The sequence below is a fragment of the Paraburkholderia sp. CNPSo 3272 genome, from assembly GCF_024206495.1.
Classification (GTDB): Bacteria; Pseudomonadota; Gammaproteobacteria; order Burkholderiales; family Burkholderiaceae; genus Paraburkholderia.
Window position 1 is genome coordinate 18533 of record NZ_JAMBPQ010000015.1, and the last position, 26677, is coordinate 45209.

At 64.2% G+C, this 26677-nt stretch carries 23 protein-coding genes; 10 read left to right on the plus strand and 13 right to left on the minus strand.

The features are described 5' to 3' along the window. Positions 1-79 precede the first annotated feature (79 nt). Positions 80-4666 carry a DEAD/DEAH box helicase gene (locus tag M3I53_RS19350; protein ID WP_254317493.1) on the plus strand — a complete coding sequence of 1529 codons (4587 nt, stop codon included), beginning with the start codon at positions 80-82 and terminating at the stop codon, positions 4664-4666. 68 nt (positions 4667-4734) lie between these two features. Here M3I53_RS19350 and M3I53_RS19355 read toward each other — a convergent pair whose 3' ends face one another. Further along, complete coding sequence (locus M3I53_RS19355; RefSeq protein ID WP_309249532.1) at positions 4735-6900, minus strand: heavy metal translocating P-type ATPase; 2166 nt, start codon at positions 6898-6900, stop codon at positions 4735-4737. 93 nt (positions 6901-6993) lie between these two features. On the opposite strand from M3I53_RS19355, the gene M3I53_RS38225 reads away from it, so the two are divergent. Both M3I53_RS38225 and M3I53_RS19360 read left to right on the plus strand, forming a co-directional pair. Next, complete coding sequence (locus M3I53_RS38225) at positions 6994-7359, plus strand: hypothetical protein (protein WP_302057755.1); 366 nt, start codon at positions 6994-6996, stop codon at positions 7357-7359. Between the two features lie 37 nt (positions 7360-7396). Next, positions 7397-7882: a Cd(II)/Pb(II)-responsive transcriptional regulator gene (locus M3I53_RS19360; protein ID WP_254317494.1), complete on the plus strand. Its 486-nt coding sequence runs from the start codon at positions 7397-7399 to the stop codon at positions 7880-7882. 22 nt (positions 7883-7904) lie between these two features. Here the strand turns inward: M3I53_RS19360 and M3I53_RS19365 are convergent, their stop codons facing one another. Next, positions 7905-9365: a M20 family metallopeptidase gene (locus M3I53_RS19365; RefSeq protein WP_254317495.1), complete on the minus strand. Its 1461-nt coding sequence runs from the start codon at positions 9363-9365 to the stop codon at positions 7905-7907. A gap of 17 nt (positions 9366-9382) precedes the next feature. Between M3I53_RS19365 and M3I53_RS19370 the strand changes: the two genes are divergently transcribed. Next, positions 9383-9859, plus strand: coding sequence for a superinfection immunity protein (locus M3I53_RS19370; protein ID WP_309249533.1), 477 nt, complete (start codon positions 9383-9385; stop codon positions 9857-9859). Positions 9860-10046: 187 nt separating this feature from the next. Further along, positions 10047-10679, plus strand: coding sequence for a LysE family translocator (locus M3I53_RS19375; protein ID WP_254317496.1), 633 nt, complete (start codon positions 10047-10049; stop codon positions 10677-10679). Between the two features lie 92 nt (positions 10680-10771). Here the strand turns inward: M3I53_RS19375 and M3I53_RS19380 are convergent, their stop codons facing one another. The 7 genes from M3I53_RS19380 to M3I53_RS19410 all read right to left on the minus strand — a co-directional run bounded on the left by M3I53_RS19380 (position 10772) and on the right by M3I53_RS19410 (position 17799). Then, positions 10772-11059 (minus strand): YodC family protein, encoded by a 288-nt coding sequence (locus M3I53_RS19380; protein ID WP_254317497.1) that lies wholly within the window; start codon positions 11057-11059, stop codon positions 10772-10774. A gap of 619 nt (positions 11060-11678) precedes the next feature. Continuing rightward, positions 11679-12245 carry a carboxymuconolactone decarboxylase family protein gene (locus tag M3I53_RS19385; protein ID WP_254317498.1) on the minus strand — a complete coding sequence of 189 codons (567 nt, stop codon included), beginning with the start codon at positions 12243-12245 and terminating at the stop codon, positions 11679-11681. 113 nt (positions 12246-12358) lie between these two features. Then, entirely contained in the window at positions 12359-13705 is a 1347-nt protein-coding gene (locus M3I53_RS19390) for an aspartate aminotransferase family protein (protein WP_254317499.1), read from the minus strand. A 28-nt stretch (positions 13706-13733) separates the two neighbouring features. Then, positions 13734-14798, minus strand: coding sequence for a C45 family peptidase (locus M3I53_RS19395; RefSeq protein WP_254317500.1), 1065 nt, complete (start codon positions 14796-14798; stop codon positions 13734-13736). 204 nt (positions 14799-15002) lie between these two features. Then, a complete protein-coding gene (locus tag M3I53_RS19400) occupies positions 15003-15863 on the minus strand; it encodes a MurR/RpiR family transcriptional regulator (RefSeq protein ID WP_069261977.1) in 861 nt (286 codons plus the stop codon). 141 nt (positions 15864-16004) lie between these two features. Continuing rightward, on the minus strand, positions 16005-16451 hold the full coding sequence (locus M3I53_RS19405; RefSeq protein WP_254317501.1) for a type II 3-dehydroquinate dehydratase: 447 nt from the start codon (positions 16449-16451) through the stop codon (positions 16005-16007). Between the two features lie 4 nt (positions 16452-16455). Further along, entirely contained in the window at positions 16456-17799 is a 1344-nt protein-coding gene (locus M3I53_RS19410; RefSeq protein ID WP_375542552.1) for an MFS transporter, read from the minus strand. A gap of 128 nt (positions 17800-17927) precedes the next feature. Here M3I53_RS19410 and M3I53_RS19415 point away from each other — a divergent pair, with 128 nt between their 5' ends. After that, on the plus strand, positions 17928-18713 hold the full coding sequence (locus M3I53_RS19415; protein WP_254317502.1) for an IclR family transcriptional regulator: 786 nt from the start codon (positions 17928-17930) through the stop codon (positions 18711-18713). 638 nt (positions 18714-19351) lie between these two features. Here the strand turns inward: M3I53_RS19415 and M3I53_RS19420 are convergent. The 3 genes from M3I53_RS19420 to M3I53_RS19430 all read right to left on the minus strand — a co-directional run bounded on the left by M3I53_RS19420 (position 19352) and on the right by M3I53_RS19430 (position 21692). After that, a complete protein-coding gene (locus M3I53_RS19420; RefSeq protein ID WP_254317503.1) occupies positions 19352-20155 on the minus strand; it encodes an H-NS family nucleoid-associated regulatory protein in 804 nt (267 codons plus the stop codon). A gap of 574 nt (positions 20156-20729) precedes the next feature. Beyond that, complete coding sequence (locus tag M3I53_RS19425; protein ID WP_254317504.1) at positions 20730-21302, minus strand: hypothetical protein; 573 nt, start codon at positions 21300-21302, stop codon at positions 20730-20732. Between the two features lie 99 nt (positions 21303-21401). Beyond that, positions 21402-21692, minus strand: coding sequence for a muconolactone Delta-isomerase family protein (locus M3I53_RS19430; protein ID WP_254317505.1), 291 nt, complete (start codon positions 21690-21692; stop codon positions 21402-21404). Positions 21693-22030: 338 nt separating this feature from the next. Between M3I53_RS19430 and M3I53_RS19435 the strand changes: the two genes are divergently transcribed. From M3I53_RS19435 to M3I53_RS19445, 3 genes are all read left to right on the plus strand, one after another. Next, entirely contained in the window at positions 22031-22675 is a 645-nt protein-coding gene (locus M3I53_RS19435; RefSeq protein ID WP_254317506.1) for an isochorismatase family cysteine hydrolase, read from the plus strand. A gap of 139 nt (positions 22676-22814) precedes the next feature. Then, positions 22815-23966, plus strand: a complete 1152-nt coding sequence (locus M3I53_RS19440) for an MFS transporter (RefSeq protein WP_254317613.1) — start codon at positions 22815-22817, stop codon at positions 23964-23966. An 84-nt stretch (positions 23967-24050) separates the two neighbouring features. Further along, on the plus strand, positions 24051-25037 hold the full coding sequence (locus M3I53_RS19445) for an MDR family oxidoreductase (protein ID WP_254317507.1): 987 nt from the start codon (positions 24051-24053) through the stop codon (positions 25035-25037). A 198-nt stretch (positions 25038-25235) separates the two neighbouring features. Here the strand turns inward: M3I53_RS19445 and M3I53_RS19450 are convergent, their stop codons facing one another. Next, complete coding sequence (locus M3I53_RS19450; protein WP_254317508.1) at positions 25236-25739, minus strand: helix-turn-helix domain-containing protein; 504 nt, start codon at positions 25737-25739, stop codon at positions 25236-25238. 250 nt (positions 25740-25989) lie between these two features. Here M3I53_RS19450 and M3I53_RS19455 point away from each other — a divergent pair, with 250 nt between their 5' ends. Further along, complete coding sequence (locus tag M3I53_RS19455; protein ID WP_254317509.1) at positions 25990-26613, plus strand: isochorismatase family cysteine hydrolase; 624 nt, start codon at positions 25990-25992, stop codon at positions 26611-26613. Positions 26614-26677 lie beyond the last annotated feature (64 nt).

Below are 26677 nucleotides of genomic sequence, written 5' to 3' on the forward strand. Positions count from 1 at the left end.
AGACGCGCACGAAAGCTGCGAGACTGGCAGACGTGCAATGCCGCCGCCTCTGCCGCTTTTTCTGCCGCACACCGCCCGCATGACAACGCCTTCGCCCTTATCCGATCCGCACGCCCCGCAAGCCGCCGCCAATCCCGGCGGCGAGCAAAGCGACGTACTCGCGCGCTTTCATCCGGCCGTGGCCGGCTGGTTCCGGCGCAGCTTCGACGCGCCCACTGCCGCGCAGCGCGCCGCATGGCCGCTCATCGCCAGCCGGCGCGCGACGCTGGTGGCCGCCCCGACCGGCTCGGGCAAGACGCTCACCGCCTTTCTCGCCGCGCTCGACGAACTGGTGCGCGAAGGCCTCGCGAACGGCGGCGCGCTGCCCGACACGACACTGGTCGTCTACGTGTCGCCGCTGAAGGCGCTCTCCAACGACATCCGGCTCAATCTCGAACGGCCGCTCGAAGGCATCGGCGAGGAACTCGCGCAGCTTGGCTTGCCGCCGGTCGAAATCCGTACCGCGGTGCGCACCGGCGACACGCCGCAGCCCGAGCGCGCGGCGCTCAGAAAACGCGCCCCGCACATCCTCGTCACGACGCCCGAATCGCTCTACGTGCTGCTCGGCTCCGAATCGGGCCGCCGCATGCTGGCGAGCGCGCGCAGCGTGATCGTCGACGAGATTCACGCGCTCGCGGGCAACAAGCGCGGCGGCCATCTCGCGTTGAGCCTCGAGCGGCTCGACGCGTTGTGCGGCTCGCGCCTGCTGCGCATCGGGCTGTCGGCCACGCAAAAGCCGATCGAAACCGTCGCGCGCTTTCTGGTGGGCATGGGCGACGCGGCGCAGGAGCCGAACGCAGACCCGCCCGCGTGCGAGATCGTCGATGTAGGCCACACGCGCACGCGCGACCTTGCGATAGAAATGCCGCCAGTGCCGCTCGAAGCCGTGATGGCCAACGACGTGTGGGAGCGCGTGTACGACCGCATGGCCGAGCTCGTCGCCATGCACCGCACGACGCTCGTGTTCGTCAACACGCGCCGCATGGCCGAGCGCGTGGCGCGCCATCTCACCGACCGTCTGGGCGCCGAAGCCGTGGCGGCGCACCATGGCAGCCTCGCGCGCGAGCATCGGTTTCTCGCCGAGCAGCGGCTCAAGAGCGGCGATCTGCGCGTGCTCGTGGCGACGGCGTCGCTCGAACTGGGCATCGATATCGGCGACGTCGATCTCGTGTGCCAGATCGGCTCGCCGCGCTCGATCGCGGGCTTCCTGCAGCGCGTCGGGCGCTCGGGTCACCAGGTCGGCGGCGTGCCGAAGGGACGGCTCTTCCCCACGTCGCGCGACGACCTGATCGAATGCGCGGCGCTGCTGGATAGCGTGCGGCGCGGCGAACTCGACCGCCTCGCGCTGCCGCAGGCGCCGCTCGATGTGCTCGCGCAGCAGATCGTCGCGGAAGTGGCCTGCGAGGCTTGGGAAGAAGACGCGCTCTACGCGCTCGTGCGGCGCGCCACACCATGGGCGGCGCTCGAGCGCGCGCAGTTCGACGCCGTGCTGCGCATGCTCGCCGAGGGCTACACGAGCCGCCACGGGCCGCGCGCCGCCTACCTCCATCGCGACGTCGTGAGCCACACGCTGCGTGCGCGGCGCGGTGCACGGCTCGTCGCGCTCACGTCGGGCGGCACGATTCCCGACAACGCCGACTATTCAGTGCTGCTCGAACCCCAAGGCGTGAAGATCGGCACCGTCAATGAAGACTTCGCCGTCGAAAGCCTCGCCGGCGACGTGTTCCAGCTCGGCAACGCCTCGTACCGGATCCTGCGCATCGAAGCGGGCCGCGTGCGCGTGGAAGACGCCCAGGGGCAGCCGCCCAGCATTCCGTTCTGGCTGGGCGAGGCGCCGGGTCGCACCGACGAGCTTTCGTTCGCGATTTCGCGGCTGCGCAAGCAGGTGGAAGCCGCGCTGATCGACGCGAGCGCGAACGCTGGGGCGACGGATGACGCCGCGTCGCCCGCTGTGGTCGATCGCGCCACGGCGGCGCTCGCCGCATCGCTCGAGATCGACGATGCCGCCGCGCGCCAGATCGTCGAATATCTGGCGCGCGCCCGCGCCGCGCTCACGGTGTTGCCCACCCAGGACACGCTCGTCATGGAGCGCTTTTTCGACGAGGCGGGCGGCACACAGCTCGTGATCCACACGCCGTTCGGCAGCCGCCTGAACCGCGCGTGGGGTCTCGCGCTGCGCAAGCGTTTTTGCCGCCAGTTCAACTTCGAGCTGCAGGCCGCGGCTACCGAGGACGCCATCATCCTCTCGCTCACCGGTGCGCACAGCTTCGCGCTGGACGAGGTATGGCGCTATCTCCATTCGAATTCCGCAGAGCATCTGCTCGTGCAGGCGCTGCTCGACGCGCCCCTCTTCGGCGTGCGCTGGCGCTGGAATGCGACGACTTCGCTCGCGCTGCCGCGTCAGACCGGCGGGCGCAAGACGCCGCCGCAGATCCAGCGCATGCGCAGCGAAGACCTGCTCGCGGCTGTGTTTCCCGACCAGGCCGCGTGCGTCGAAAACATCGCGGGCGAGCGCGAGGTGCCGCGCCATCCGCTCGTCGACCAGACGCTCGACGACTGTCTGCACGATGCTATGGATACCGAAGCATGGATCGCGCTGCTGCGGCGCATCGAGGCAGGCGACCTGAAGCTCGTAGTGCGCGAACTGCCCGCGCCCTCTGCGCTCGCGGCCGAGATCCTCACCGCGCGCCCCTATGCGTTCCTCGACGACGCCCCGATCGAAGAACGCCGCACCCAGGCCGTCCTGTCACGCCGCTGGAGCGACCCCGAATCCACCGACGATCTCGGCGCACTGGACCCCGAAGCGATTGCGAGCGTGCGTGAAGAAGCCTGGCCGCAAGTGCGCGACGCCGACGAAATGCATGACGCGCTCACGAGCCTTGGCGCGCTCGCCGAAAGCGAGGCCCAGCAGGCGCCGCAGTGGCTCGCATGGCTCGCCGGTCTGGCGGCGGCGGGCCGCGCAACGCGGCTGCCGATTGCGGACCACGACGCGCTGTGGGTGGGCATCGAGCGGCTTGCGTGCGTGCAGGCCATCTACCCCCAGGCGCGGTGCGAGCCGCCGCTCACGCCGCCGCCTGAATACGCGGATACATGGACCGAGGAAGCGGCGCTCGTCGAGATCGTGCGCGCACGCCTGTCGGGCTTCGGACCGCTAACGGTCGCGCAGGTGGCGCGGCCGCTCGCGCTGGAGGCGAGCGTCGCGGCGCTCGCCCTTACGCGCCTCGAAACCGAAGGCACGGTGATGCGCGGACGCTTCACGCCGCAAGCGATGGGCGGCGGCCAGGAGGAATGGTGCGAACGCCACCTGCTCGCGCGCATCCACCGCTACACCGTGCGCAAGCTGCGGCGCGAAATCGAGCCCGTCGAGCGCCATGACTTCATGCGCTTCCTGTTCGAATGGCAACGCGTGGCGCCCGGCGCGCGCGGCTCGGGCCGCGACGCGCTGGCCGCCGTACTCGACCAGCTCGAAGGCTGGGAAGCCTCGGCGCTCGCGTGGGAGGACGACATCCTGCCGGCGCGCATCGACGATTACACGCCCATGCTGCTCGACGAGCTGTGCCGCTCGGGGCGCCTCGCCTGGGCGCGGCTGCCCGCGCGCGCGGTCGCCGCTTCGACGGTACGCAGCACGCCGGTCGTGCTGCTCGCGCGCCGCGAGTTGGCGCGCTGGATGGCGCTCGTCGAAACGACCGACACGGCCGGTCTATCGGCGCGCGCGCAGCGCGTCTACGAGGCGCTGCTGCGGCACGGCGCGATGTTCTTCGACGAACTGGCCGCCGATGCGCACCTGCTCGGCGTCGAGCTGGAGAACGCGCTCGGCGAACTGGTGGCGGCAGGCCTCGTCAACGCAGACAGCTTTGCCGGGCTGCGTGCGCTCGTGAAGCCGGCCGCTCAGCGCAGCGCGCATCACGGCAGACGCCGTCCGCGCGGCTTCGGGCCGCTCGCCGGCGGCATGGCCGACGCGGGGCGCTGGGCGACGCTGCGGCGCGTTGCGTTGGCCGATGCGTCCAGCGCTCCGCTTGCGGATCCGGACGATGAAGCGGCGCTCGTCGCGGCCGAACCGGCTGTATCGAATGCGGGCGCGGCAGCGGGGGTGCGCACGCTAGCGCTTGCGCGTGCACGGCAAACGACCGCCAGCGCCGCGCGCCGCCCGCCCGCCGACCCGGAGCTGCTGGAGCACGTCGCCAATGTGTTGCTGCGCCGTTACGGCGTGATCGGCTGGCACCTGCTCGGACGCGAGGCGACGTGGCTGCCGCCGTGGCGCGACCTGCTGCGCGTGCTGCATCGCATGGAGGCGCGCGGCGAGCTGCGCGGCGGGCGCTTCGTCACCGGGATTTCGGGCGAACAGTTCGCGCTGCCCGAAGCCGTGGCGCTGCTGCGCGATGTGCGGCGGCGTGCTCCGGCGCAAGGCGAAGGCGGGGCGCTCGTTTGCGTGAGCGCCGCCGATCCGCTCAATCTCCTCGGCACGCTGCTGCCAGGCGAGAAAGTGCCCGCGCTCGCCGGCAACCGCATCGTGTTCCGCGACGGCGTGCCGGCCGCCACCCTCATTGCTGGCCGCTTCGGCTTTCTCGGCGAGTTCGACGAGAGGACGCGCGCCGAACTCCGCGCGCGGCTCGCCAAGCCCTGGTGAGGCGCGCTGGGCGCGCGCGGGCGGGGATGGCTGTTAGTTGCGTTGTACGGCTTGCCCGGAAGGCTTCGTTAGGTGCGCGTGCCGTCGAAATGCCGGCGCACGCGCAGACCGTTCGCCACGACGAGCAGGCTAGCGCCTACGTCGGCAAAGACGGCCATCCAGAGCGTTGCCTCACCCGCCATCGCGAGCACGAGAAAGACGGCCTTGATGCCGAGCGCAAGCGCGATGTTCTGCTTGAGCACGCCCGCGGTCTTGCGCGAAAGGCCGATGAACGCGGCGATCTTGCGCGGATCGTCATCCATGATGGCGACGTCGGCGGTTTCGAGCGCGGTCGCGGTGCCCGCCGCGCCCATCGCGAAGCCAATGTCGGCGCGCGCGAGCGCGGGCGCGTCGTTCACGCCGTCGCCGACCATTGCCGCCATGCCGTACTGCTTCGAGAGCGCGGCGATCGCGTCCTGCTTGTCCTGCGGCAGCAGATTGCCGCGCGCGTCGGCGATGCCGAGTTGATCGGCAATAGCACGCGCGGTCGAGGCGTTGTCGCCGGTCAGCATGACGGGCGTCACGCCGAGCGCGCGCAAGGCGCGCACGGCCGGTGCGCTTTCCGGGCGCAGCGCGTCGGCCACGGCGAACACGGCGACGGCCTCCTGCGCCGCGCACAGCACGATCGCCGTCTTGCCCGCCAGTTCCAGCGCTGCCAGTTGCGCTTCCAGTTCGGGCGAACACAAACCAAGCTCCTCAACCAGACGGTGATTGCCGAGGCTCCAGAGCGTGCCGTCGATGCGGCCTTGCACACCGCGACCGTTCAGCACCGCGAACTGATCGACCGCGAGCAGGCGTGCCTCCGGCTGTCGCGCCCGCCAGCCTTCGACCACCGCACGGGCGACCGGGTGCGTGCTGGCGTCATCCAGGCTCGCGGCGATGCGCAGTGCTTCGTGCGCCGAAAGCGGCGCTTCGCTGGACTCCCCTGCGCTGACCAGCGCCCGAACCGGCGCCGCGAGCGCATCGGTCAAGACAGGCTCGCCGCGCGTGAGCGTGCCGGTCTTGTCGAGCGCGACGGCCTTGAGCAGCCGGCCCCGCTCGAGCCACACGCCGCCCTTCACGAGCATGCCGTGGCGCGCGGCGGCGGCGAGGCCGCTCACGACCGTCACCGGCGTCGAGACGACGAGCGCGCACGGACAGGAGATCACGAGCAGCACGAGCGCCTTGTAGAGCCACGCACTCCACGCGCCGCCGAACACGAGCGGCCCAGCGAGCGCCAGCACCACGGCGAGCACGACCACGGCCGGCGTGTAGTAGCGCGCGAACTGGTCGACGAAGCGCTGCGTGGGCGCACGCTGAGCCTGCGCCTGCTGCACCGCCGCGGCGATGCGCGCGAGCGTGCTGTCCTTCGCAGCCGCGGTGACGAGCGCTTCGACCACGCCATCGACGACGATGCTGCCCGCGTAAAGCACCGCGCCGGCCTCCTTGTCGACGGGCAGGCTTTCGCCCGTGATCGGCGCCTGATCGAGCGCGGCACGGCCGGCGATCGCACGCGCATCGAGCGGTACGCGCTGGCCGGTGCGCACGCGAATCCGGCTGCCAACCGCCACTTCGTCCACCGCGGACTCGCGCCATTCGCCTTGCCCGGGTGCGCCGTCGCCGGCTTGCCAGACCTCGGCGGTTTCAGGCGCGAGCGCGGTGAGCGCGCGGATGGCCTGACGGGCGCGCTCGAGCGACAGTGCTTCGATTTCCTCCGCGAGGGCGAACAGGAAGACGACCATCGCCGCTTCGGGCCACTTGCCGATTGCAACGGCGCCGATCAACGCAAGCGACATCAGGAAATAGATGTTGATCGTGAAATTGCGCAGGGCGATCCAGCCCTTGCGCAGCGTGGGCAGACCCGCGCAGACGATCGAGACGACTGCGCAGGCGAGTACAGGCAGGCTGGTTTCCCGGCCGGTGCTCCAGGCGAGCACCTCGGCGCCCGCGGCTGCCACGCCGCTCACGGCCAGCAGCAGCTTCTGGCCCAGCGCGAGACCGACAGAGGCAGGCGGAGCGGCTTGCGCGGACGCGCTATCGTCCAGCGCACGCGGCGCCATGTCGAGCGCGCGCAGCGCGCGAACGACAGGCTGCGTATCGTCGAGTCGATGATGGACGGTCAGCTCGCGCGCGAGCAGGTCGAAGCCGAGGCGCACGATACCCGGCATCGGCTCGAGCCGGTTGCGGATCAGGCGCTCTTCGGTCGGACAATCCATGTTTTCGATGCGCCATCGCGCGCGGCGCGTGCCTTCGGGCGCCGGGGACGCGTTGCGCTGGCTTTGCGGCGGCGTGCTGTGCGCAGTGTCGCCGTGACAGCAGCTGTGAGCGGGCGCGTGGCCGTTCGGCTCGGTTTGTCCGTGGTCGTGGTGGTCGTGGTCGTGGTCATGGTTGTGGCCGTGACCGCGGTCGTGCTCGTTGTCGTGGCCGTGCGCATGGCCTTGGTCGTGGGCGTGCTCATGACCATGGGCTTGATCATGCTCGTGCCCCTGATCCTGGTCGTGCTTATGCCCGTGGCCGCCGCACGCGCCGCCCACGCCGCCAGACCCGTGAGCGCCGCCCACCGTCCGTTCCTCATCACGCGCGCGCAGGCGCTGCGCAATGCCGAGCCGCGACACGTAGCTCTGGTTCATAGCCGGTTTCTCCCAAAAGTGACACAATCATTGAACAGCCTGTAGCCACTACAGGGTCAAGTCATTTGGGAGAGCCGCGACCATGCGAATTGGTGAATTGGCGCGCTGCGCGAACTGCGATGTCGAAACGGTGCGCTTTTACGAACGCGAAGGCTTGCTGGACGAGCCCGCGCGCGAAACGAACGGTTACCGCAGCTACACGGCCGTCCACGGAGCGCAACTGAATTTCATCCGCCATTGCCGGTCGCTCGGCATCGGTCTTTCGGACATCCGCATGCTGCGCCGATTCCAGGCCGACCCGAGCCAGCCCTGCGACGAAGTCAACGAGTTGATCGACAGCCAGATCGAGCGCATTCATCAGCAGATCGAAGCGATGCGCGTACTCGAGCAGCAATTACGCACGCTGCGCGAGAGCTGCCATGCCCACCAGAGCAGCAGCGCGGAGTGCGGGATCATGAAGAGTCTCGAGCAGCCCATCGACGACGAAAACTGCTCATGCCATGGCGACGGGCATGCTGCGCAGGACGCGCCACCTACAGACGGCGCGCCCGCCCCTCAACGCCACTAGCCGCTAGCCACTCAAGCGCGACTCAAGGCGCGGCGGCGATCACTTCGGCCACCGTGGCCGTGAGCTTCTTCGCATAGGGGACATGCAGGAACTCGTTCGGCCCGTGCGCGTTGGACTTCGGGCCGAGCACGCCGCACACCATGAACTGCGACTTGGGAAACCCTGCCTGAAGCACGTTCATGAGTGGGATCGTGCCGCCCTGGCCGAGGTAAGCGCAATCCGCGCCGAAATGCGTGCGCGAGGCGGCGTTGAGCGCTTGCGTGAGCCACGGAGCGAGTGCCGGCGCGCTCCAGCCGTTGGCCGCGCCCGCGTCCGGCCTGAAGGTGACTTTGGCGTTGTACGGCGGATCGAACTCGAGCAGCGCCTTCAGTTCGGCTACGGCCTTCGAAGCCTCGACTAGCGGCGGCAAACGCAGCGAGAGCTTGAACGCCGTGCGCGGCCGCAGCACGTTGCCGGCATCGGCGAGTGCGGGCAGGCCCGCCGCGCCCGTGACCGAAAGCGAAGGCCGCCACGTGGAGTCGAGCAGCGCCTGCTGCGGGTCCGTGGTGGTGGGCAGCACGCGCCGGCCGTCCTGGCCGCACGCCCAAGGCATGGTCTTCCAGACGCTTTCGCCAAGGATCTTCGCCGTGGCCTCCGCCTCGCTCAAGCGCTGCGAGGGAATCGCGCAATGGAAACCCTTAGGCAGGAGCGTGCCGCTCGCGGCGTCTTCGAGACGCTCGAAGAGTTGCCGCATTACGCGGAAGCTGGACGGCGCAATGCCGCCGTAAGAGCCCGAGTGAATGCCCTCCTCGAGCACTTCGACTTCGAGGTCGCCCGCCACGAGACCGCGCAGCGACGTGGTGAGCCAAAGCTGGTCATAGTTGCCCGCGCCCGAATCGAGACACACGACGAGACCGACGTTGCCGAGCCGCTCGCGCAGCGCGTCGACATAAGGCAGCAGGTCGTAGCTTCCCGACTCCTCGCAGGTTTCGATGAGACCCACGCAGCGCGGACGCTCGATGCCTTGCGCGTCGAGCGCGGCGAGCGCCGTGACGCTCGCGTAGATCGCGTAGCCGTCGTCAGCGCCGCCACGACCGTAGAGGCGGCCGTCTTCGAGCTTCGGCGTCCAGGGGCCGAGGTCGTTGCGCCAGCCCGCGAATTCCGGCTGCTTGTCGAGATGGCCGTAGAGCACGACCGTCTCGCTGCTTCCCGAACGCGTGGCGGGCGCCTCGAAGAAGATCACCGGCGTGCGATTGGGCAGCCGCACGATCTCCAGCTTCAGGCCGCGCACCGGCTGCTGTTCCGCCCACTTCGCGGCCTCCTGCACGACGCGTTCGAGATAGCCGTGCTGCGCCCACTGCGGGTCGAATGCCGGACTCTTGGCGGGCACCGCGATGTAGTCGGTCAACGCGGGCACGATCTCGTCGTGCCATTTGCGTTCGACGAAGGCGCGCAATTCGTCGTGGTCGAGTTGACGGGTGGCCTCGGACGGGTCGGAGATCATGGTGTGGGTTCCCAGCGATGAAAAACCCGATGATAGACCCGAACCCCCACCGGCCGACACCCGTTGCGCCCGGTGCCGGCCGTTCGGCCAGGGCATGGCGTGCGCTCAGGGCCAATCCGCGCGACAATGATGACTCGTGCATATTCCGCGATTTTTTTCTGGAGAATGGAAATATGGTGAGCCGTTCCGTCTTCGAGATCGTCGTTCTCGCGGCGGTGGTCGCGCTCTACTTTCTCCCAGCGCTGATCGCCGACAGGCGTCAGCGTCACGATCTGCTCGTCATCGCGGTCTTCAATGCCGTGCTCGGCTGGACGCTGCTCGGCTGGCTGTTGGCGCTCTTCTGGGCGCTGCAGCCGAATCCGCCGAAGGATCTCGGCGGCCAGACCAAGGCTCGCAGCCGCCGGCTAGGCATGCTGCTTTTCTCGCGCCGGCTCGACGACCGGGTCCAGGCGCGTGAAACCCGCGCCGCCGAGAGCAAGCGCTCGCCGCATTGAGGCCCTCGCGGCTTATCCGTTTGGCCAATGTTGCAGGCCCTGGCGCGCAAGCGCCGCCGTCGCATGAAATAATCACCAGGAGTCCGCAAGGTGGCCCGCGCGTTTTATCAGGCTGAAGCGCACAGCCTTGTGCCCACTGCTCAAGTCACCCTCAGACCTAACAACAAACCTCAACACGGAGCTCGTCATGCCACATGCCGCCCCGCTGCTCGCCTTTGCCGCCGTCGCACTGGGCATGGCGCTCACGCCCGGACCCAACATGATCTATCTGATCTCGCGCTCGATCTGCCAGGGTCGCAAGGCGGGACTGATTTCGCTGGGCGGGGTCGCACTCGGCTTCGTGTTCTACATGCTGTGCGCCGCCCTCGGCATTACCGCGTTGCTCATGGCCGTGCCGTTCGCCTACGACGCGCTGCGCCTGGGCGGCGCGCTCTACCTGTTCTGGCTCGCGTGGCAGGCGCTCAAGCCCGGCGGCCGCTCGCCGTTCCAGGTGCGCGAGCTGCCCGCCGACCGCCCGCGCAAGCTCTTTCTGATGGGCTTCGTCACGAACCTGCTGAATCCGAAAATCGCCATTCTGTATTTGTCGCTACTGCCGCAGTTCATCGACCCGCATCACGGCAGCGTGCTCGCGCAGTCCATCGTGCTCGGCAGCGTGCAGATCGCGCTTTCTATCAGCGTGAATGCCGCCGTTGCGATGACAGCGGGTACGATTGCCACGTTTCTCGGCGACCGGCCGGGCTGGCTCAAGCTTCAGCGCTGGCTCATGGGTACGGTGCTGGCCGGACTCGCCGTGCGTATCGCCGCCGAAGGTCAGCGCTAAAGCAAACGGCCGGGCGCATCTGGCCCGGCCGTTGTTCGTACGTCTTCGTCCTTGTCTGGCGCGCCCGCGACCCGCGTGGGCAGGTCTGCGCGTCAGAACCCGCCGATGGCCCTTCCGCCAGTCGGGCTGCGCATCTTGACGAACGCCGCGGGAATCGAGCGCGGTTCGATCTGCACCATGTCCTGAGCGAACATGTCCTGGCGCAGTTCGCCGTGTTCGTCGAACCACTGGCAGATCAGCCAGTGGCCGCTGGCAAAGCCAACCGGGCCGGCATACATGACGGTCATGCGCGGACCGCCCGATTTCAGGGTGACAACGTCGCCAATTCCGGCCATGGCAGCGAGCGGCTTTTCGGCTACGTCGATGGTCGTATCAAGCATGATGTTCCCCGTTAAAAAAGTCGCACAGAGAAAAACCCGGGCGGGTTAGCACCCCCGGCTCCCTCCCGCCCTTTCGATAATGCGAATGGGGCGGCCATTAATAAGTTTGGCAAGACTAACAACTCGAATTAATGCGCGCAAGCGGTTTCCATTAAACCTGCTGAAAACCCTGTTATTCGACACACGCCCAAAAACCGGTTAATGCCCTCCTGCACAATTTACGCGGAAAGCCGTACAGGGCTGGAAAAAGCTACCGGGCAAGGTTTCCCGGTCAAACAGTCATATTATTTCCCGCCTAATGCCAGAAAATGACGCGTTGCAGCCTCAATAAATATGGCAAAGCCAGTGAGGTGACGATCACTTCTTCCGGAATATGAAAGCCCGAACGACGCGCGTGGAAACGTTTTCTGCGCGGCTAAACCCCACGTTCGATAAATTCACCCCAGTCGTACTCGAACCGCATAAGCGGAGTGCGAACCCTCATATTTTAGCGGCGGCTCCAAAAAATTTTCCGGTTGAAATACGGCTGTCACTTAAATGGAATCGCAGTGCGGTGCAAAAAAGGCCCATCCGGCAAAACCGGATGGGGCTGCGCGCGCAAGGCGCGGTCAGTCTACCCTTATTCGGTAAACGGCAAGGTCGTCTGGCCTTCCGCGCGCATGGCGAAGACGTTGAGCGTCATCGCGACTAGCGCGTAGTAGCCGAGCAGTCCGACCAGGTTGATCGTGGTTTCGTGGCCAAAGCGCTCGACGGCGCGTGCGTAGGTCGTGTCGGATACTCGTTTCGTGTCGTACAACTCGGTCGCGAACGCGTAGATCAGCGCGTCGTCGGGCTCGTCGAACTGGGGCATGGCGCCCGTGCGGATCTGCTCGGCCAGCGCCTCCGGCACGCCCGCCTTCAGCGCGATGGGATAGTGGATATACCACTCGGCCTGCGCCTGCCAGCGCGCGGCCGTGACGAGAATCGCCAGTTCTGAGAGGCGCAGCGACAAGCCTGTGTGGTAACGGCAGAACACCCCAAGGCGCTGCGCATGCTGCGCCAGTTCCGGGCTGTGGATCCAGCCGAGGAACGGGCCGTTGAGGTTGCCGCGCGGACCGGAAAGAATCTCGTCCAGCACCGCCTTCTGTTCCGGCGAAGCCTGGGCAGCGTCGAATGCGGGAAGCCGCGAGGCCGGGTTTTGGTTCATCGATGGACTCCGTTGGAGGTCATGGCCGGTCGCGCGACCGTTCACGGTCGCCGCGATTCCGGCCGGCGCTAGTGGCGGACAGTTAGTTGCACTTCAATCCTGTACAGCGAAGCTTACGCCGGACGCGCCACACCCGTTGCGTCGAGCGCACCGTCGACGGCCGCGGCAAGCCGCTCGACGATCCTGTCGATGTTCTGCTCCGTGCAGATGAAAGGCGGCGCGAGCAGCACATGATCGCCGTTGCGGCCGTCCACGGTGCCGCCCATCGGATAGACCATCAGGCCACGCGCGAACGCCTCGCGCTTGATCGCCGCGTGCAGCTTGAGCGCCGGGTCGAAAGTCGCTTTGGCGGCGCGGTCCTTCACCAGTTCGACGCCCACGAACAGGCCGCGGCCGCGCACATCGCCCACGTACGGATGGTCCGCATAACGCTCGCGCAGTCGCGCGCGCAGTTGTTCGCCGCGCGCGAGCACGTTGTCGAGCAGTTTCTCTTCGGCGATCACGCGCTGCACTTCGAGCGCCGCCGCACAGGCCGTGGCGTGGCCGATATAGGTGTGGCCGTGCTGGAAGTAGCCGCTGCCGCCCACGATCGTCTCGTAGATGCGCTGGCTCACGAGCGTCGCGCCGATCGGCTGGTAGCCTGCGCCCAGGCCTTTCGCGATCGTCAGCAGATCCGGCGTAACGCCGTCCTCCTCGCAGGCGAACAGATACCCCGTGCGGCCCATGCCCGACATGATCTCGTCGAGGATCAGCAGCACGCCGTAGCGATCGCACACCGCGCGGATCTTGCGAAAGTAGTCGCGCACGGGCGGCACCGCGCCGGCCGTTGCACCCACCACGGTCTCGGCGACAAAAGCCGCAACCGTATCGGGACCGAGTTCGAGGATCTTCTGCTCGAGTTCATCGGCGAGGCGCTGCGCGTAGGCCTCGTCGGTTTCGCGCTCGTTGCGCTCGCGGTATGCAAAGCAAGGGCTCACGTGATGCGATTCGATCAGGATGGGCAGGAACGGCTCGCGGCGCCACGCATTGCCGCCGATCGCAAGCGCCCCCAGCGTGTTGCCGTGATAGCTCTGGCGGCGCGCGATGAAGTGGCGGCGCGCAAGCTCGCCCTTCTCCACGAAGTACTGACGCGCGAGCTTGAGTGCGGCCTCGATTGCCTCCGAACCACCCGACACGAAGTACACGTGGTCGAGCCCCTTGGGCGCCGCGGCGATGAGGTGATCGGCCAGTTGCTCCGAAGCCTCGGTCGTGAAAAACGAGGTGTGCGCGTACGGCAACTGTTGCGCCTGACGCTTGATCGCGTCGATCACGCGCTGATTGCTGTGTCCGAGGCATGAAACCGCGGCGCCGCCGCTCGCGTCGATGTAGCGCTTGCCGGTGGAATCGATGATTTCGATGCCTTCGCCCGCCACCGCGACGGGCAAGGTTTGCTTCGGCATCCGGTGAAACACCTTGGTCATATGTGTCCTCGATGAAGTCCGTGAATGATTAACGGGTTGCGCCGTCCACGTGGCGCGCTTTCGAATCGATAAAGCGGCCGAGCACACGCTCGCCGCCCTGCCAGACGTCGAACGCCACGCCGCGCAGCTCGACGCGCATGCAGGCGGTGGCGAGCGTGTTCTCGTCGTCGGGGTCGTGCGGGTCTTCGCGGTAGATTGGCAAGCCGGCGCCCGCGCGATCCTGCAGCACCTGCACGAAGGCCGCGCCGTCGGGCTGCGTGCCGAGCGCGGGCAACAGTTGAGCAAGACGGGTTTGGCGATCGCGCGACGAATCGGTGACGATCTGCGCCTCACGCTCGCAGCCCGCGTGGATGAGGTGATTCGCGTGTCCCGATGGCGTGCTCACCTCCCGGACCGAAGAACGCTGCGCCGTCGCTTCGACGCTAACCACACGCACCTCGGCCGCCTCGTCGGTGCCGCCGATCGTGTGGTGAAAGCCGCTCGCGCGCGGCGTGTCGCGCAGCAGCGCGAGCGCTTCTTCCAACGTCGCGCAATCGAGCATGGCGCGCGCCAGAATCATGCGAGGCACACCCACCCGCGGCTCGCGAATACGCACGTTGTTGATCGCTTGGGCAAGTCCCGCGCGCGTGGCCGCGAAGGTATGCCCCGGCAGCGAGCCCGGGTAGTAGAAGCTCACGAAACCGGGCTTTCCTTCGGGATCGACCTCGACCACGCTGCAGCGGCCATGGAGCCAGGGGTCGCCGTCTTCGTTGTGCGCGATGAGGCCCACGCTCGGGGTGCGCACCGCAAGCGTCGTGCAGCCGTCCGGCGCGTTGTGGATCAGTTCGCCACGGCAATTCCAGAGGAACAGGTCGTCTGCTGGCCAGTCGAGCGCCTGCGCCATTGCGTCGATTTCCGCAACATAAGCCGGGAAACGGTGTGCGGCTGCGGCGCGTAACTGCTGCGCGAACGCACTGCCGCGCCAGCGGCTCACCGCCTGCCAGGCGCTGCTTTGCGCCATGTAATCGGCAAAGATCGGCTTCACGTGTGCGCCTAGCTGCCGGCCGATCGCCTCCGGCGAGCCGGCTGCGCGGATAGTTTTGAGTTCCTGCATCAGTTTTCTCGCTTCACTACCGGTATGGGTCTACCTCTTCCTGTAATGCGCTTTATACGCCACAACAACATCTGTTGTCAATTTTTATATCGATTGCAACAAATGAAAAGAATATGGATGATGCAAAAACCGGACGCCGTTTGACAACGGCATCCGGCTGCGGGAAAACAGGCGTGAAATGGCGTGGAAATGCCGGGGCGGCGCTCAGGGCACGTAAGCGCCGCGTGCGTTCAGGGAACGTTCGGCCTGTTCGAGTTGCGCGATTGCGCCCGAGCCTTCGAGCGCCAGCAGATGGGCGACGAGCGACTCGGCCAAGGCCGTCGCAGCGACGAGTGAAGGGAAAAACGACGGGCTTTCGTGCGTGAAGATCAGCGCCTTGTCGGCGTTCAGCGCAATGGGCGAGACGGCGCTGTCGGTAATCGCGATCAGGCGGCTGCCTTTGGCGAGCGCGGCCTCGGCAACGCGCACCGCCTCGACCGAATACGGTGCGAAGCTGACAACAATCGTTGCGCTGTCGCGCTCGATGCCGAGCAATTGCATCTCAAGCGTGCCCGCCTCGCCGCCCAGCAAGGACACCGAAGGCCGGAACAGCCGGTAACCGTAGACGAGCCCGAACGCCACCGCATAGCACGAGCGAAAGCCCGCCACGTGCACATGCTTCGCGCGGCGCAATACGCGCGCCGCCTCGACCATCGAGCGGGTGTTGTGCGCCGCGCTCGCCTCCAGATTGTGCTGTTGCGCCACGAGCAGGTCGCGCGCAAGGCCGTCCTTCGCATTGCCCGCCACGAGTGAGCGGGCCCGCGAGGAAAGCGGCTCCGGTCGTGTGCGCACGCGCGCGACGAAAAGGTCCCGCAACTCGTTCCAGCCCGGGAAGCCCAGTTGCTGGGAAAGCCGCACGAGCGAAGCCGGCTGCACGCGGGCGCGCTCTGCCACTTTGCGCATGGACGAGACGGCCACTTCGTCGGGATGGTCGAGCAGGAAAGCAGCGCCGGTCTGGAATTGCGGGCTCAAGTCGGAGAAACGCGCGCGGATCAACGCGGCGAGCTGGTCGAAACTGTCTGGCATGCGTCGCTCGGGCAGTGGATGACAACAAATGTTACCACTGGCGTTGCCGGATGTTGCAAGTCGGGACAGATGATCTAGCGCAGACCGATCGACGCGGGCTCTATCGAGGAGCCCGCGTGCTTCATAAATCGAGCAGCCAACTCAACTCTGCTTGCCCCACAGATCGTCGATTGCACGGATGGCCAACAAGTATCCGTGCGCCCCCGCTCCGCAAATGACCGCAGTGGCCGCCACCGAAATCGTCGAGTGACGATATTCCTCCGAGCGTTGATGGATATTGGTGATATGCAATTCCACCACCGGCCGGCGGATGAGCTTGACTGCGTCGAGGACCGGAATCCGGCCAAACGAAAAGCCGGCCGGATTGATGATCAGTGCAGCGTCCTGCAGGAACGCTTCCTGAATCCAGTCGATCAACGCGCTTTCGCTGTTCGTTTGACGAAATACGCAGTCGAACTTGAGCGCGTCGGCCAGCGTGAGGCAATTCTGTTCGATGTCCTTCAGTGTAGTGCTGCCATAAAGATGGGGCTCCCTCGCGCCCAGCATGTTCAGGTTGGAACCATTGAGGATGTAGAGTTTGCGAGTCATGGTGTCAATGTGTAAAAGAGCGTTCCAGGGCCGTGTCTCTGGTTTCGCGGGATATTGCGACCATCACGAAGGAGATCAGGTTCAGCGAGCCGCAAACCGCTACGATGGCCCACGGGGAGCCGTGAAAGGCATTGAGCAGAGCCACGGCGACGATGGGCATCGGGCCGCCGGTGAGCAGGTTGGCTCCCGAATACGACAGCGCGGACCCCGTGTAGCGCGCCTCGGTCGGGAATGACTCGGCGAACCAGACCGGCTGGATGCCGCTCTGGAACTGTGTGAAGCCGAGGAAGGCGCCCATGACTGCCATCGTCATGGCGATCGAGTTGTGGTTGAGGATCGGAAAATAAATCAGGCAGCAGATCAGCGTGCAGGCCGAACCGATCATCAGCGCACGTCTGCGTCCGATCCGATCGCTCAGATAGCCGCCCGCCAGCGCGCCGAAGATGGCGCACACATTCGCCACCATCAGCAGCATGAAACCGGTCTGCTTAGGTACGCCGAGGTGTTTCGTCAGGTAGCTGAGCGAAAAGACCACGATCAGATAAAACAGCGCGGCCGGGCCGCAGAAAAAGAGCGTCAGGCGCAGCGCGGTGCGCCAGTGATATTTGAAGACGGTGCTGAGCGGATTGGCGGCGCGTGTGGATGCGCCAGTCCTCTTGAGCGCCTCGAACGCCGGCGTCTCGTTCACCTTCCTGCGGATATAAATGCCCAGCAGCACCAGAACAAAGCTCGCGAGAAACGGGATTCGCCAGCCCCAGCTATCGAAGTCGTCCGACGAAAGCAACGCGGCCAGCGTAAAGAGCGAAAAATTGGCGAGGATCTGGCTGAGCGGCGAACAAATGCCAAGCAGACCTGAATACCAGCCACGGCGGTTAGCCGATGCATGCTCCACCGCCATGAGTTGCGCGCCCGTCGATTCGCCGCCAAGCGCGAAACCCTGAATGATGCGAAGCGACACCAGCAACGTCGGCGCCAGGATGCCGACCTGGTGGTAAGTTGGCAGCAAGCCCATCAGGAACGACGACGCGCCCATCACCGACACGGTGACCAGCATCAGTTTGCGGCGTCCCCAACGGTCACCGAGCATTCCGCAGATCACCGCGCCGAGCGGGCGTGCGGCCAACCCTGCCCAGAAACTTGCCAGCGACGCGAGCAGCGAAGCGGTCGGGTCGAGCGACGGGAAAAACAGCTTGGGAAAGATCGTCGCCGCGACGACGCCATAGAGCGCGAAGTCAAACCACTCGAGCGCTGTGCCGACAGTTGCCCCTGCTACCGCCCGTCGCGCCATCAAGTGAGCCTGCGCAGACCGTCTGTCCGCGGCGAGGTCCGAATCAGCAAAAAATGACATGTTGTCTCCTGGATTCTCGATATATCGAACCGTTCGTTTCTAGCGACGAACAGGTGCTATTGTTTGCGCTGTACAGGTGGTGAGTTCCGCACCGGAACTGCATCTCATAATATGGAACCTGGTGCAAGATGTCGCTTCGAAACGGCCTGAGAATTCTCGATCTGCTGGCGTCGCAAGGGGAAGGTGCAGGCCTCGTGGCCATTGCCGACGCCTTGTCGCTGCCGCGCAGCACGTGTCACCGCCTGCTCGCCGAACTCATTGAAAGCGGGTATGTCCGGCAACTGCTCGATCACAGCCGCTACATCCTGACGATGCGCATGACGTCGAACGGACTCGAATTCCTGAGCCTCACGGGCATTGCAGATATCGCCCAGCCGATCATCGAACGCGTCGCTGCCCAGACTGGCGAACTCGCGCGCCTTTCGCTGGTGGATGGCGAAGCGATCATCTGGGTCGGAAAGGCGGACGGACAGCGCACCGGCTTCCGTTACGATCCCGATATGGGTCAAGCAGCACGACTTTCCTGCACGTCGACCGGACACGCATGGCTCATGACGATGTCCGATGAACAGGCGGCCTCGCTAGTCTTGAAGCAAGGCTTCGGACAGCCGAATGAGTTCGGACCCAATGCGCCGACGACGCTAAAAGCGCTGCTGGGTTTCGTGCATGCGGCGCGCGTGCGGGGCTACGCGATGATCGACGAGGTGTTTGCCCCGCGCATGTCGGCAGTGGCGACGCCCGTGGTGAGCGGCTCACGCTGCGTCGGCGTCATCAGCCTGGCCGGTCCACGGGTACGGCTAACGACCGAGAAGATTCACGAGTACTCTGGACTGCTACGCGAGGCGGCCAACGAACTGGCCCAGTTGAGCAATATGGCGGGATTCTCACATCGGCCGCCGCTCGGAAAGGGATGAGGACGCAGAATTCAGTCGATATTTAAGAATATCTAAAGTCCCACTGAATGCAACCTTAATACAGCCGGCTACCAGTATCGGCGTGCAGTGGCCTGCCCGACCCAATATCAATTCACTGTCAAACGTCGTCGCAAGCAGTCAAGTCGACAAGTAAGCCCGAAGCTTCGTCTCGCTTCGGGCTGAATCAGGTCACGGCATGGGGAAACGTTTGAAGCAAATACGCTCACCCCTGAAACCGCGAGATGACAGCAGCGGATAGCCGGAAGAAAAGACGTGGTAATGGCTTCAAAGCGACCCGGATTCGCATCGGTCCGCTTTCGGGTGGGTGTGGCGAAGGAAGAGATGCGTTGCCGAGCAAGCTCCCGTTGCGCACGCCGCCCTTCGCCTTCCACACCCCATTGCAAGGCGTCGATCCCAACGGCGCGGAAGCCGTACTCGAGGCACGCTTGCATCTCCTGCGGGGTTTTCGAACAGGCCGGAAAGCTCGACTGCCTTCCAGAATGACAAGATGGTAGCCCTCTTGTCACCGCCCACGTCGATGCCAGCAACCGTCCGTGAGTACAAGCAGCGGTCTGCGCCACGATTTTCAAGCGCTGAACCGGGCTCGAAGCAGGCTTCCGGAGCCCGGTGTGGGCCACTCAAGCCGCAGCGGCCGTGCTCACAGCTTCAGTGGCAGCCACAGGCGCGGCAACTTCGACGGGCGCCGGTGATTTCACCGCAAGCTTCGGCGCACGGGCTTTTCGGACAACAGGCGAGTTCGCCGCCGCGCCGTTCTTCGGTGCAGCTTTGCGCGCCGGCGATGCTACCGCCTTCACAGCTACCTTCTTGACAGCAGCCTTTTTCGTTGCAGCAGCCTTTTTCGTTGCAGCAGCCTTTTTCGTTGCAGCATTCTTCTTTCCAGCGGCCTTCTTCGCTGCGGGCGCCTTGGCCGTCTTCGCTGCCGGCTCAGCCTTTTCAATCAAAAACTTCGACCGGTCCCTCGCGCCGGCAAGCCATGCAGGTGCGATGCCACGACCAGACCACGTCGCGCCGGTTTTCGGGTCACGATATTTCGGCGGCTGCGGTCCGCGCACGTAGTTACCCACCTTAGGCGCTTTCACAGTAGCGGCCGACTTCGGCGCCGCGCCTGCACTCAGGAATTTGCTGCGGTCCTTTGCATCTGCAATCCACGCGGGAGCGCGACCATGGCCGGTCCAGGTCGCGCCGGTTTTGGGATCGCGATACTTTGCTGCCGACGAACCCTGCTTCGCTGCAACGGTCTTTCCCGGCTTGCGGCCGCGGCGCTTCCCGACAAATGCCTCAATGTCAGCTACCGTCACGGCATGCTTGTCCATCAGACCGCGAATCTTCTCGAGTACCGCCGACGATTTCGTTGTCGCCAACGATTCTGCTTGAGCCTGCAGCTTTGCGATTCTGGCCTGAATCGATTGGAGCGTAGCCATTCGTGGATTCCCTTTGATAAGTTAATTTTTTCCACTATGCCACATCGGACGACGAATACAACATTGGGTGTCGAATTAGTTTGCGCGAGGCAGTGAGAAACATTACTTTCCATTTCAAGATCGATAGGTCGTCTGAATCCCAGTCCAGGTGTCGCGAGTAAAATCCACGTCAGCGGCTACGCCTGCCTGATTGCGCTGCCGCAAGACTCGCGCACGATAAGTGGAACCGCCGGGTCGACTTGGAACGGTTGTGCCGTTGCGGTGCCGCGTTCGGTAGCGTGTGGTTCTCACATCGTCCCGGCACGTCTACTCTGAGTGCGTTGCTCGCGCTGTCGCTTGTGTCTACGCTGATTGGAGCGGTGGTACTTCGGCCCGCATTGATGCGGGCGGCCTCGCGCCCCACAGTTCAAAACGATGGCGTCAGCGGACTGATATCGTGCTCATCCGGAACTTGAATCCTGGCATCGCTGTGCTCGCCAGGGAGCGGCGGCTTGCGAAAACTGCGCCGCATCATGAGATGGGACACGGCAACCGAATTGCGCGGGCGTCCTCGATATGTGGCGAATCTCTGACCTCACCCTTCGAAGCGCTCAGCCATGCGTAGCAACATAGCGACAACCATAATCATGCCGGGAACGAGATACCCGGCATGTTGATGGACGCGGGTGAGGAAGGAAGCCGCGAAAATGACGGCGAATATCCATACGCCTGCGAGGTGCAGCCTTCTCCAGTTAGCCGGACCGACCAGGCGCGCCGGCATTGCGAACGATGTGACCGTAAGCAACAGAATCATCAGATAGCCGATGGAGCCCGGTATGTTTGTCGCGGGCGTACGCCCCACCCAGAACGAGTCTGGCGCTGTCCTGATGTAAATGATGAGCGCTACCGCGTGCAGAAATTGCGAAGCGGCGAACGACAATCCGATGTAGCGCCGCTCCCTGACCAGGGCGCGAGTTAGCGCCGACGGAACAAGTCTCGCAAAGGAAGTCGCAAGGAACACAGTCAGAAACAGGATAAAAGACGTGCGAGCCGTTGCTCGAATCGCGTATTGCAGCGATTCCACCTCATTCGGGGCTATTGCAAAGGCCGTCAGAGCAAACAGCGTGACGATTACGGTTAGCACACCAAAAAGATTCCAGCCTGTCATATTGTTTGTTCCGGCATGGTTAGTCGACGTGACGAGATGAGGTGACAGTCGCCATCTCCCCGATTGGCCGGCCCGTACCGGCGTAAGGGTTCCAGTGGCTCAGAGACTACGCGGACCAAACCCCGGATACGAACGCAATTGACTGATCTGGGGTTGCGCAAGGTAGCCAGTCTTGACTAGCGGGAGTTCGTCCAGCAGTTGCCTCAGGTCGTCTTCGTCATCTGCTTCCGAAATCATGCAGGCGCCTCCCTCTGCCCTCAGCCAGATCTGCCGCACTATGCCGGAGGCGTAGAGCCGGCGGACAAACTCAGCCTCCGCCTCGACTTCTTCCTTATGAAGCGACATTGAAGATGCGTTCCCGGAACGGGAAATCATAACGAGGTATTGCATGTTGCTCTCCTGGATATGGCACGCGATCAGATGGGTGGTTTCGTCCGAACAATACGAACAATACCGGGTTCATTGCCTAAGCTGTATTACCTATGTTTTTCATAGTAGCAAGATTTTGTGGTGGATGTAAACCGTCTTATTCCACAAAATCCAGTCGAACATTTCCACACTAGCTTTGTTGGATTCATTCCTAACTTGACACTATGTTTTTCATATCTACAATGCCGTACAGAGAGAACCTTAGCAGTACCGCCGTCGCGAGTCGCAAGCGTGGCCGGACAAGGGGCGAGCCGTGTCTAAGTCAGCGTTATGGTGTGAGCCACTTCCGGAGAAATGCAATGAACCGCTTCGTCTACGAGATCAGATCAACCGCGCTGCTGTTTGTCGACCCCTATAACGACTTCCTTTCGGAAGGGGGGAAAGTCTGGCCCTTCGTCAAAGACGTCGCTGAGGAAGTCGGACTGCTCGACAATCTGCGACTCATCAACGGAGCCGTCCGCGATGCCGGTATCCAGGTCGTCTACGTGCCGCACCGCCGGTGGCAGCCGGGCGATTATCAGTGCTGGTGTCATCCGAGCCCGAGCCAGCGCAAGATCATGGACGGCCATCACTTCGCCAAAGGGGAGTGGGGCGGCGCGTGGCACCCCGATTTCACGCCGCAACGAGGTGACATTGTGGCGCTCGAACACTGGGGCTCCAGTGGATTTGCCAATACGGATCTCGACTTCCAGCTTAAGCAGCATCGCATCACGCACGTGGTGATCGTCGGCCTGCTGGCCAACACCTGCATAGAGGCTACGGCGCGATATGCAACGGAGCTTGGTTACCACGTGACGCTTGTGAAGGACGCAACGGCCGCTCTCAAGCGGGAATCGATGCACGCAGCGCATGAGTTGAACGGGCCGACGTATGCGCACAGTATCGTGGGCACCCGCGAGTTCCTCGACGCATTGCCCAAAGCCCGGTCACGCCTTGCCCTGTAAGGCGTCCGTCCGCGTGGTGGGTATCGCCCTCCTCCATGCCAGCTAGCCCGTCTGAACTCCGGCGGGACCGCGAATTCCGTGCAATTCTGCCCCTACCTTAGCGAAGGCACCCATGATCTCCCCGCGCCAGGTCTTTCTGATGGCACTTTGCTGCGCACTAGCGGTCTCGCCCATCTACTACCACCAGCCGCTGTTGCCGCAAATCGCATCGACGTTTGTTGTGCCTTCGGCGCATGGGAGCCTGATCGCTACCCTCACGCAGCTTGGCTACGCGATGGGACTGCTGCTCTTTGTCCCGCTCGCCGACGGTGTCCAACCACGCAAACTGGCTTCGCGAGCGATCATCGCGAACGCGGTGGCGCTGCTGGCCTGCGCAGCGGCGCCCTCCTTCTTCGCGCTGGCGCTATGCAGCTTCCTCGTCGGGATGACATCGATCTCCGCGCAAATCATCATCCCGGCGATCTCGGGCATGGCTACGCCCGAGACGCGCGGACGCGTAGTCGGTTCCCTGCTGGGTGGACTTTCCTCCGGCGTCCTGCTCGCACGCACGTTGAGTGGCATCGTCGGAGCGCTTTGGGGCTGGCGTTCGATATTCGTGATCGCTTCCGCCATCGACATTGGCCTTCTGTTTGTCATCAGAGAACTGCCCGTGTCGAGTTCACTTACGGCGATCCGCTATCGCGAGTTGATGCATTCGCTCGCTGGCCTCGTCCGCAGGGAACAGCTATTACGCCTCTCGGCAACGATGGGGTTTCTTGTGTTCGCCGCCTTCAGCGCACTCTGGGCAACACTCGCGGTACTACTCGCTCGATCGCCCTACCATTACGGCCCTGCCACTATCGGGGCATTTGGACTGATCGGCCTTGTGGGACTTTCGGTATCACCACAAGTTGGCGCGATCGTCGACCGCGTCGGCGCGCGCCATGTTGCGACCGCGGGCGCACTCACAGTCGCCGTCGCGTTCGCGTTTGTCGCAGCGGGCGGACGCAGCCTGGCGTGGTTGATCGTCGGGATGGTATTGCTGGATCTCGGCAATCGCGCCAGCTTCATTGCCAACCAGGCGCGGATCTATGCGTTGCGGCCCGAAGCCCGCAGCCGTCTGAATACGGTTTTCATGGTTTCGTACTTTCTTGGTGGCGCATTCGGTGCGGCACTCGGCGGTGCGGGGGCGCTGCACGCTGCCTGGCTCGGCCTCGCCGCGATCGGCGCCTTGCTCTCGCTCGCGGCCGTTGTCGTCAATACGCTCGCATACGGACGATCCCGTTCAGCCGTTGCTGACGGGCGTGCATGACCCAAACACCCGAAAAACCACTCTCAGCTTGGCAACCGATCGATAGCGCGAGCCGTTGGGAGACCATTTGCTCAGGAGAATCGCATGACCTTCAAAGCACTGCTCGCGACGAAACCGCGCGACGTGATCTCGACTCGCAACGTCAATATGCGCGAGCAAGACCTCATGCCCGGAGACGTGAACGTTGCGGTCGAATATTCGACTGTGAACTTCAAGGACGCACTCGCCATCTCCGGACGCGCGGAGATCATCCGTGAATTTCCGTTGGTGGCGGGCATCGATCTGGCAGGGACCGTCGAGGCATCCACGTATTCCGGCATCGCCGCCGGCGACCGTGTCGTCCTCAACGGTTGGGAGCTCAGTCAGAACCATCACGGCGGATTCGCGCAAAAGGCACGCGTGAGGGGCGAGTGGCTCGTCAAGCTTCCAGAGGTCTTTTCCACGCACGACGCGATGGCTATCGGCACAGCCGGATATACGGCCATGCTTGCCGTGTTGGCGCTCGAACATGGCGGCCTCTCGCCACAAAGCGGCGACGTCCTCGTCACAGGCGCCAATGGAGGCGTTGGCTCGATCGCCATTGCAATCCTGTCTGGCCTCGGGTATCGCGTCGTCGCATCAACCGGACGCCCCGCGCAAGCCGACTATCTGCACAGCCTCGGCGCCGCGGAAGTGATCGACCGGCGAACGCTCTCGGAACCAGGTCTGCCGCTCGCCCGCGAACGTTGGGCGGGCGCCGTGGATTGCGTCGGACATCACACGCTGGCTAACGTGTTGGCCCAGACGCAGTACCGGGGCGTGGTCGCCGCCTGCGGCCTCGCACAGGGATCGGATCTCCCCGGTTCGGTGATGCCTTTCATCCGGCGCAACGTGACTCTCGCGGGCATCGATTCTGTCAATGCTCCGCAGTCGGTGCGCATCGAAGCCTGGGCGCGGCTTGCGCGCGACCTCGATTTGAGCAAACTCGGCCGCGCGACGAAGGTCATCGGACTCGCCGACATTCCTGCTGTCGCCGGCCAGATTCTGGAAGGCAAGATTCAGGGTCGCACAGTCGTAGACGTCAACGCGTAGATGTATTTTTTCTGGCGTTTGCTGTCGGGCTTTTCCGGTCGCGCGATCAGGGTGCTCGTCAGTTCACGACTACGCGCTCGCATTCCTTTGCGGCGCGGGCGCACTCGCGCTAGCCTTCGTCGCGTACTTGCTGTTGCACGTGCGGCGCATGGAGCAGACCGGGCGATAGCCCGCCGCGCGCTGACTGAACTACCCGGATCATGCCCTCGCTGCCCGATATGTCTCGCGCCTCTTCTCGCGCTCTTTGGCAAACGAAGCACTCAAGGTTGCATCGAGGTCGCGACGCTCCACGTATTCTCCGCACGACGGGCAAATATAGTCGAGGCCAACTTCGTGCCCGCACACACGATGCGTGAAATGCACAGCGACTTCCTCGCCTTTGCTCTTGCACCAGGTCTCGCCCCAAGTGCGCAGCGCCTGGATCACCGGATAGTACGCCCGGCCTTTCTCCGTGAGACGGTACTCGTAGCGCAACGGCCTTTCCTGATACGGATGGCGCTCGACCATGCCGTCCGCTTCGAGTGACTTCAGCCGCGTCGCCAGCATTTGGGGCGTCGCTTCCGTCTGAATCTGGATTTCCTCAAATCGGGTCGCGCCCATGTACAGCTCGCGCAGCACAAGCGTCGTCCACTTGTCACCGACAACTTCCGTCGATCGCGCCACCGGGCACACCGTAGCCATCCGCTTCTCTCTGCGCTTCATTTTGCCTCCCTAGTAACTACTATTTTCATAGTAGCACGGATTTCGACGCCGCGATGGCATCCGTGTCTGAGCGAACCGTGCATTGGATACCCTCAATAGGATTATGGTATTTATGTTCCAGTTTACACTATGAATTTCATATATATACTCTGTTGGTGAGGCATCGAAGTGCTCGACGTGGCGCAGAAGATCCGCGCGACGGGTGTCTGTTGTGCCGTGCCCCATCCCGTATCGCTTTCCGGAGAACATCATGTCGGACCCCGTGTATCACACCGAACACACCGGTCTTTTGCTGGTCGACCCGTACAACGACTTCCTGTCACATGGCGGCAAGATCTTTCCGATGATCGAGGCAGTCGCCAACGACGTTCGGCTTCTCGACAATTTGCGCGCAGCGGTGGGCGCCGCACGCAAAGCTGGCATCCAGCTGTTCTACGTTCCGCATCGTCGCTGGCAGCCTGGCGACTACGAAGACTGGGACCATCCGAATCCGACACAACTGATCGTGCAAAAGCGTCAGTCCTTCGCAAAGGGGACGTGGGGCGGCGAATGGCATCCCGATTTTGTTCCCCAGCAAAACGACATCGTCATACACGAGCATTGGGCGCAAAGCGGCTTCGCCAACACGGACCTCGATTTCCAGCTCAAGCAGCACAAAATTTCGCACGTCATTGCCGTTGGCCTGCTCGCGAACACCTGCATCGAATCGACCGCGCGATTCGCGATGGAACTCGGCTATCACGTGACGCTCGTGCGCGACGCGACCGCAGCCTTCTCGCCGGAAATGATGCGAGCCGCTCACGAACTAAACGGACCCACGTTTGCTCATTCGATCGTCACGACGGCCGAATTGCTGACAGCACTGCCGGCGTAAGCGTTATGCCGACGATGTCGGACCCATGCGATCAATCCACAAACAACAACCCCTAAAGGACTCA

Bases quoted from the DNA above. Each gene is read 5' to 3' on its own strand.
- M3I53_RS19385 (WP_254317498.1), bottom strand. From the start codon at position 12,245: ATGAACCAAAACCCGGCCTCGCGGCTTCCCGCATTCGACGCTGCCCAG.
- M3I53_RS19395 (WP_254317500.1), bottom strand. From the start codon at position 14,798: ATGCAGGAACTCAAAACTATCCGCGCAGCCGGCTCGCCGGAGGCGATC.
- M3I53_RS19380 (WP_254317497.1), bottom strand. From the start codon at position 11,059: ATGCTTGATACGACCATCGACGTAGCCGAAAAGCCGCTCGCTGCCATG.
- M3I53_RS19405 (WP_254317501.1), bottom strand. From the start codon at position 16,451: ATGACTCGCAAACTCTACATCCTCAATGGTTCCAACCTGAACATGCTG.
- M3I53_RS19445 (WP_254317507.1), top strand. From the start codon at position 24,051: ATGACCTTCAAAGCACTGCTCGCGACGAAACCGCGCGACGTGATCTCG.
- M3I53_RS19365 (WP_254317495.1), bottom strand. From the start codon at position 9,365: ATGATCTCCGACCCGTCCGAGGCCACCCGTCAACTCGACCACGACGAA.
- M3I53_RS19400 (WP_069261977.1), bottom strand. From the start codon at position 15,863: ATGCCAGACAGTTTCGACCAGCTCGCCGCGTTGATCCGCGCGCGTTTC.
- M3I53_RS19390 (WP_254317499.1), bottom strand. From the start codon at position 13,705: ATGACCAAGGTGTTTCACCGGATGCCGAAGCAAACCTTGCCCGTCGCG.
- M3I53_RS19375 (WP_254317496.1), top strand. From the start codon at position 10,047: ATGCCACATGCCGCCCCGCTGCTCGCCTTTGCCGCCGTCGCACTGGGC.
- M3I53_RS19415 (WP_254317502.1), top strand. From the start codon at position 17,928: ATGTCGCTTCGAAACGGCCTGAGAATTCTCGATCTGCTGGCGTCGCAA.
- M3I53_RS19370 (WP_309249533.1), top strand. From the start codon at position 9,383: ATGAAAAACCCGATGATAGACCCGAACCCCCACCGGCCGACACCCGTT.
- M3I53_RS19350 (WP_254317493.1), top strand. From the start codon at position 80: ATGACAACGCCTTCGCCCTTATCCGATCCGCACGCCCCGCAAGCCGCC.
- M3I53_RS19425 (WP_254317504.1), bottom strand. From the start codon at position 21,302: ATGACAGGCTGGAATCTTTTTGGTGTGCTAACCGTAATCGTCACGCTG.
- M3I53_RS19455 (WP_254317509.1), top strand. From the start codon at position 25,990: ATGTCGGACCCCGTGTATCACACCGAACACACCGGTCTTTTGCTGGTC.
- M3I53_RS19420 (WP_254317503.1), bottom strand. From the start codon at position 20,155: ATGGCTACGCTCCAATCGATTCAGGCCAGAATCGCAAAGCTGCAGGCT.
- M3I53_RS19410 (WP_375542552.1), bottom strand. From the start codon at position 17,799: ATGTCATTTTTTGCTGATTCGGACCTCGCCGCGGACAGACGGTCTGCG.
- M3I53_RS19440 (WP_254317613.1), top strand. From the start codon at position 22,815: ATGGCACTTTGCTGCGCACTAGCGGTCTCGCCCATCTACTACCACCAG.
- M3I53_RS19450 (WP_254317508.1), bottom strand. From the start codon at position 25,739: ATGAAGCGCAGAGAGAAGCGGATGGCTACGGTGTGCCCGGTGGCGCGA.
- M3I53_RS19435 (WP_254317506.1), top strand. From the start codon at position 22,031: ATGAACCGCTTCGTCTACGAGATCAGATCAACCGCGCTGCTGTTTGTC.
- M3I53_RS19360 (WP_254317494.1), top strand. From the start codon at position 7,397: ATGCGAATTGGTGAATTGGCGCGCTGCGCGAACTGCGATGTCGAAACG.
- M3I53_RS19430 (WP_254317505.1), bottom strand. From the start codon at position 21,692: ATGCAATACCTCGTTATGATTTCCCGTTCCGGGAACGCATCTTCAATG.
- M3I53_RS19355 (WP_309249532.1), bottom strand. From the start codon at position 6,900: ATGGATTGTCCGACCGAAGAGCGCCTGATCCGCAACCGGCTCGAGCCG.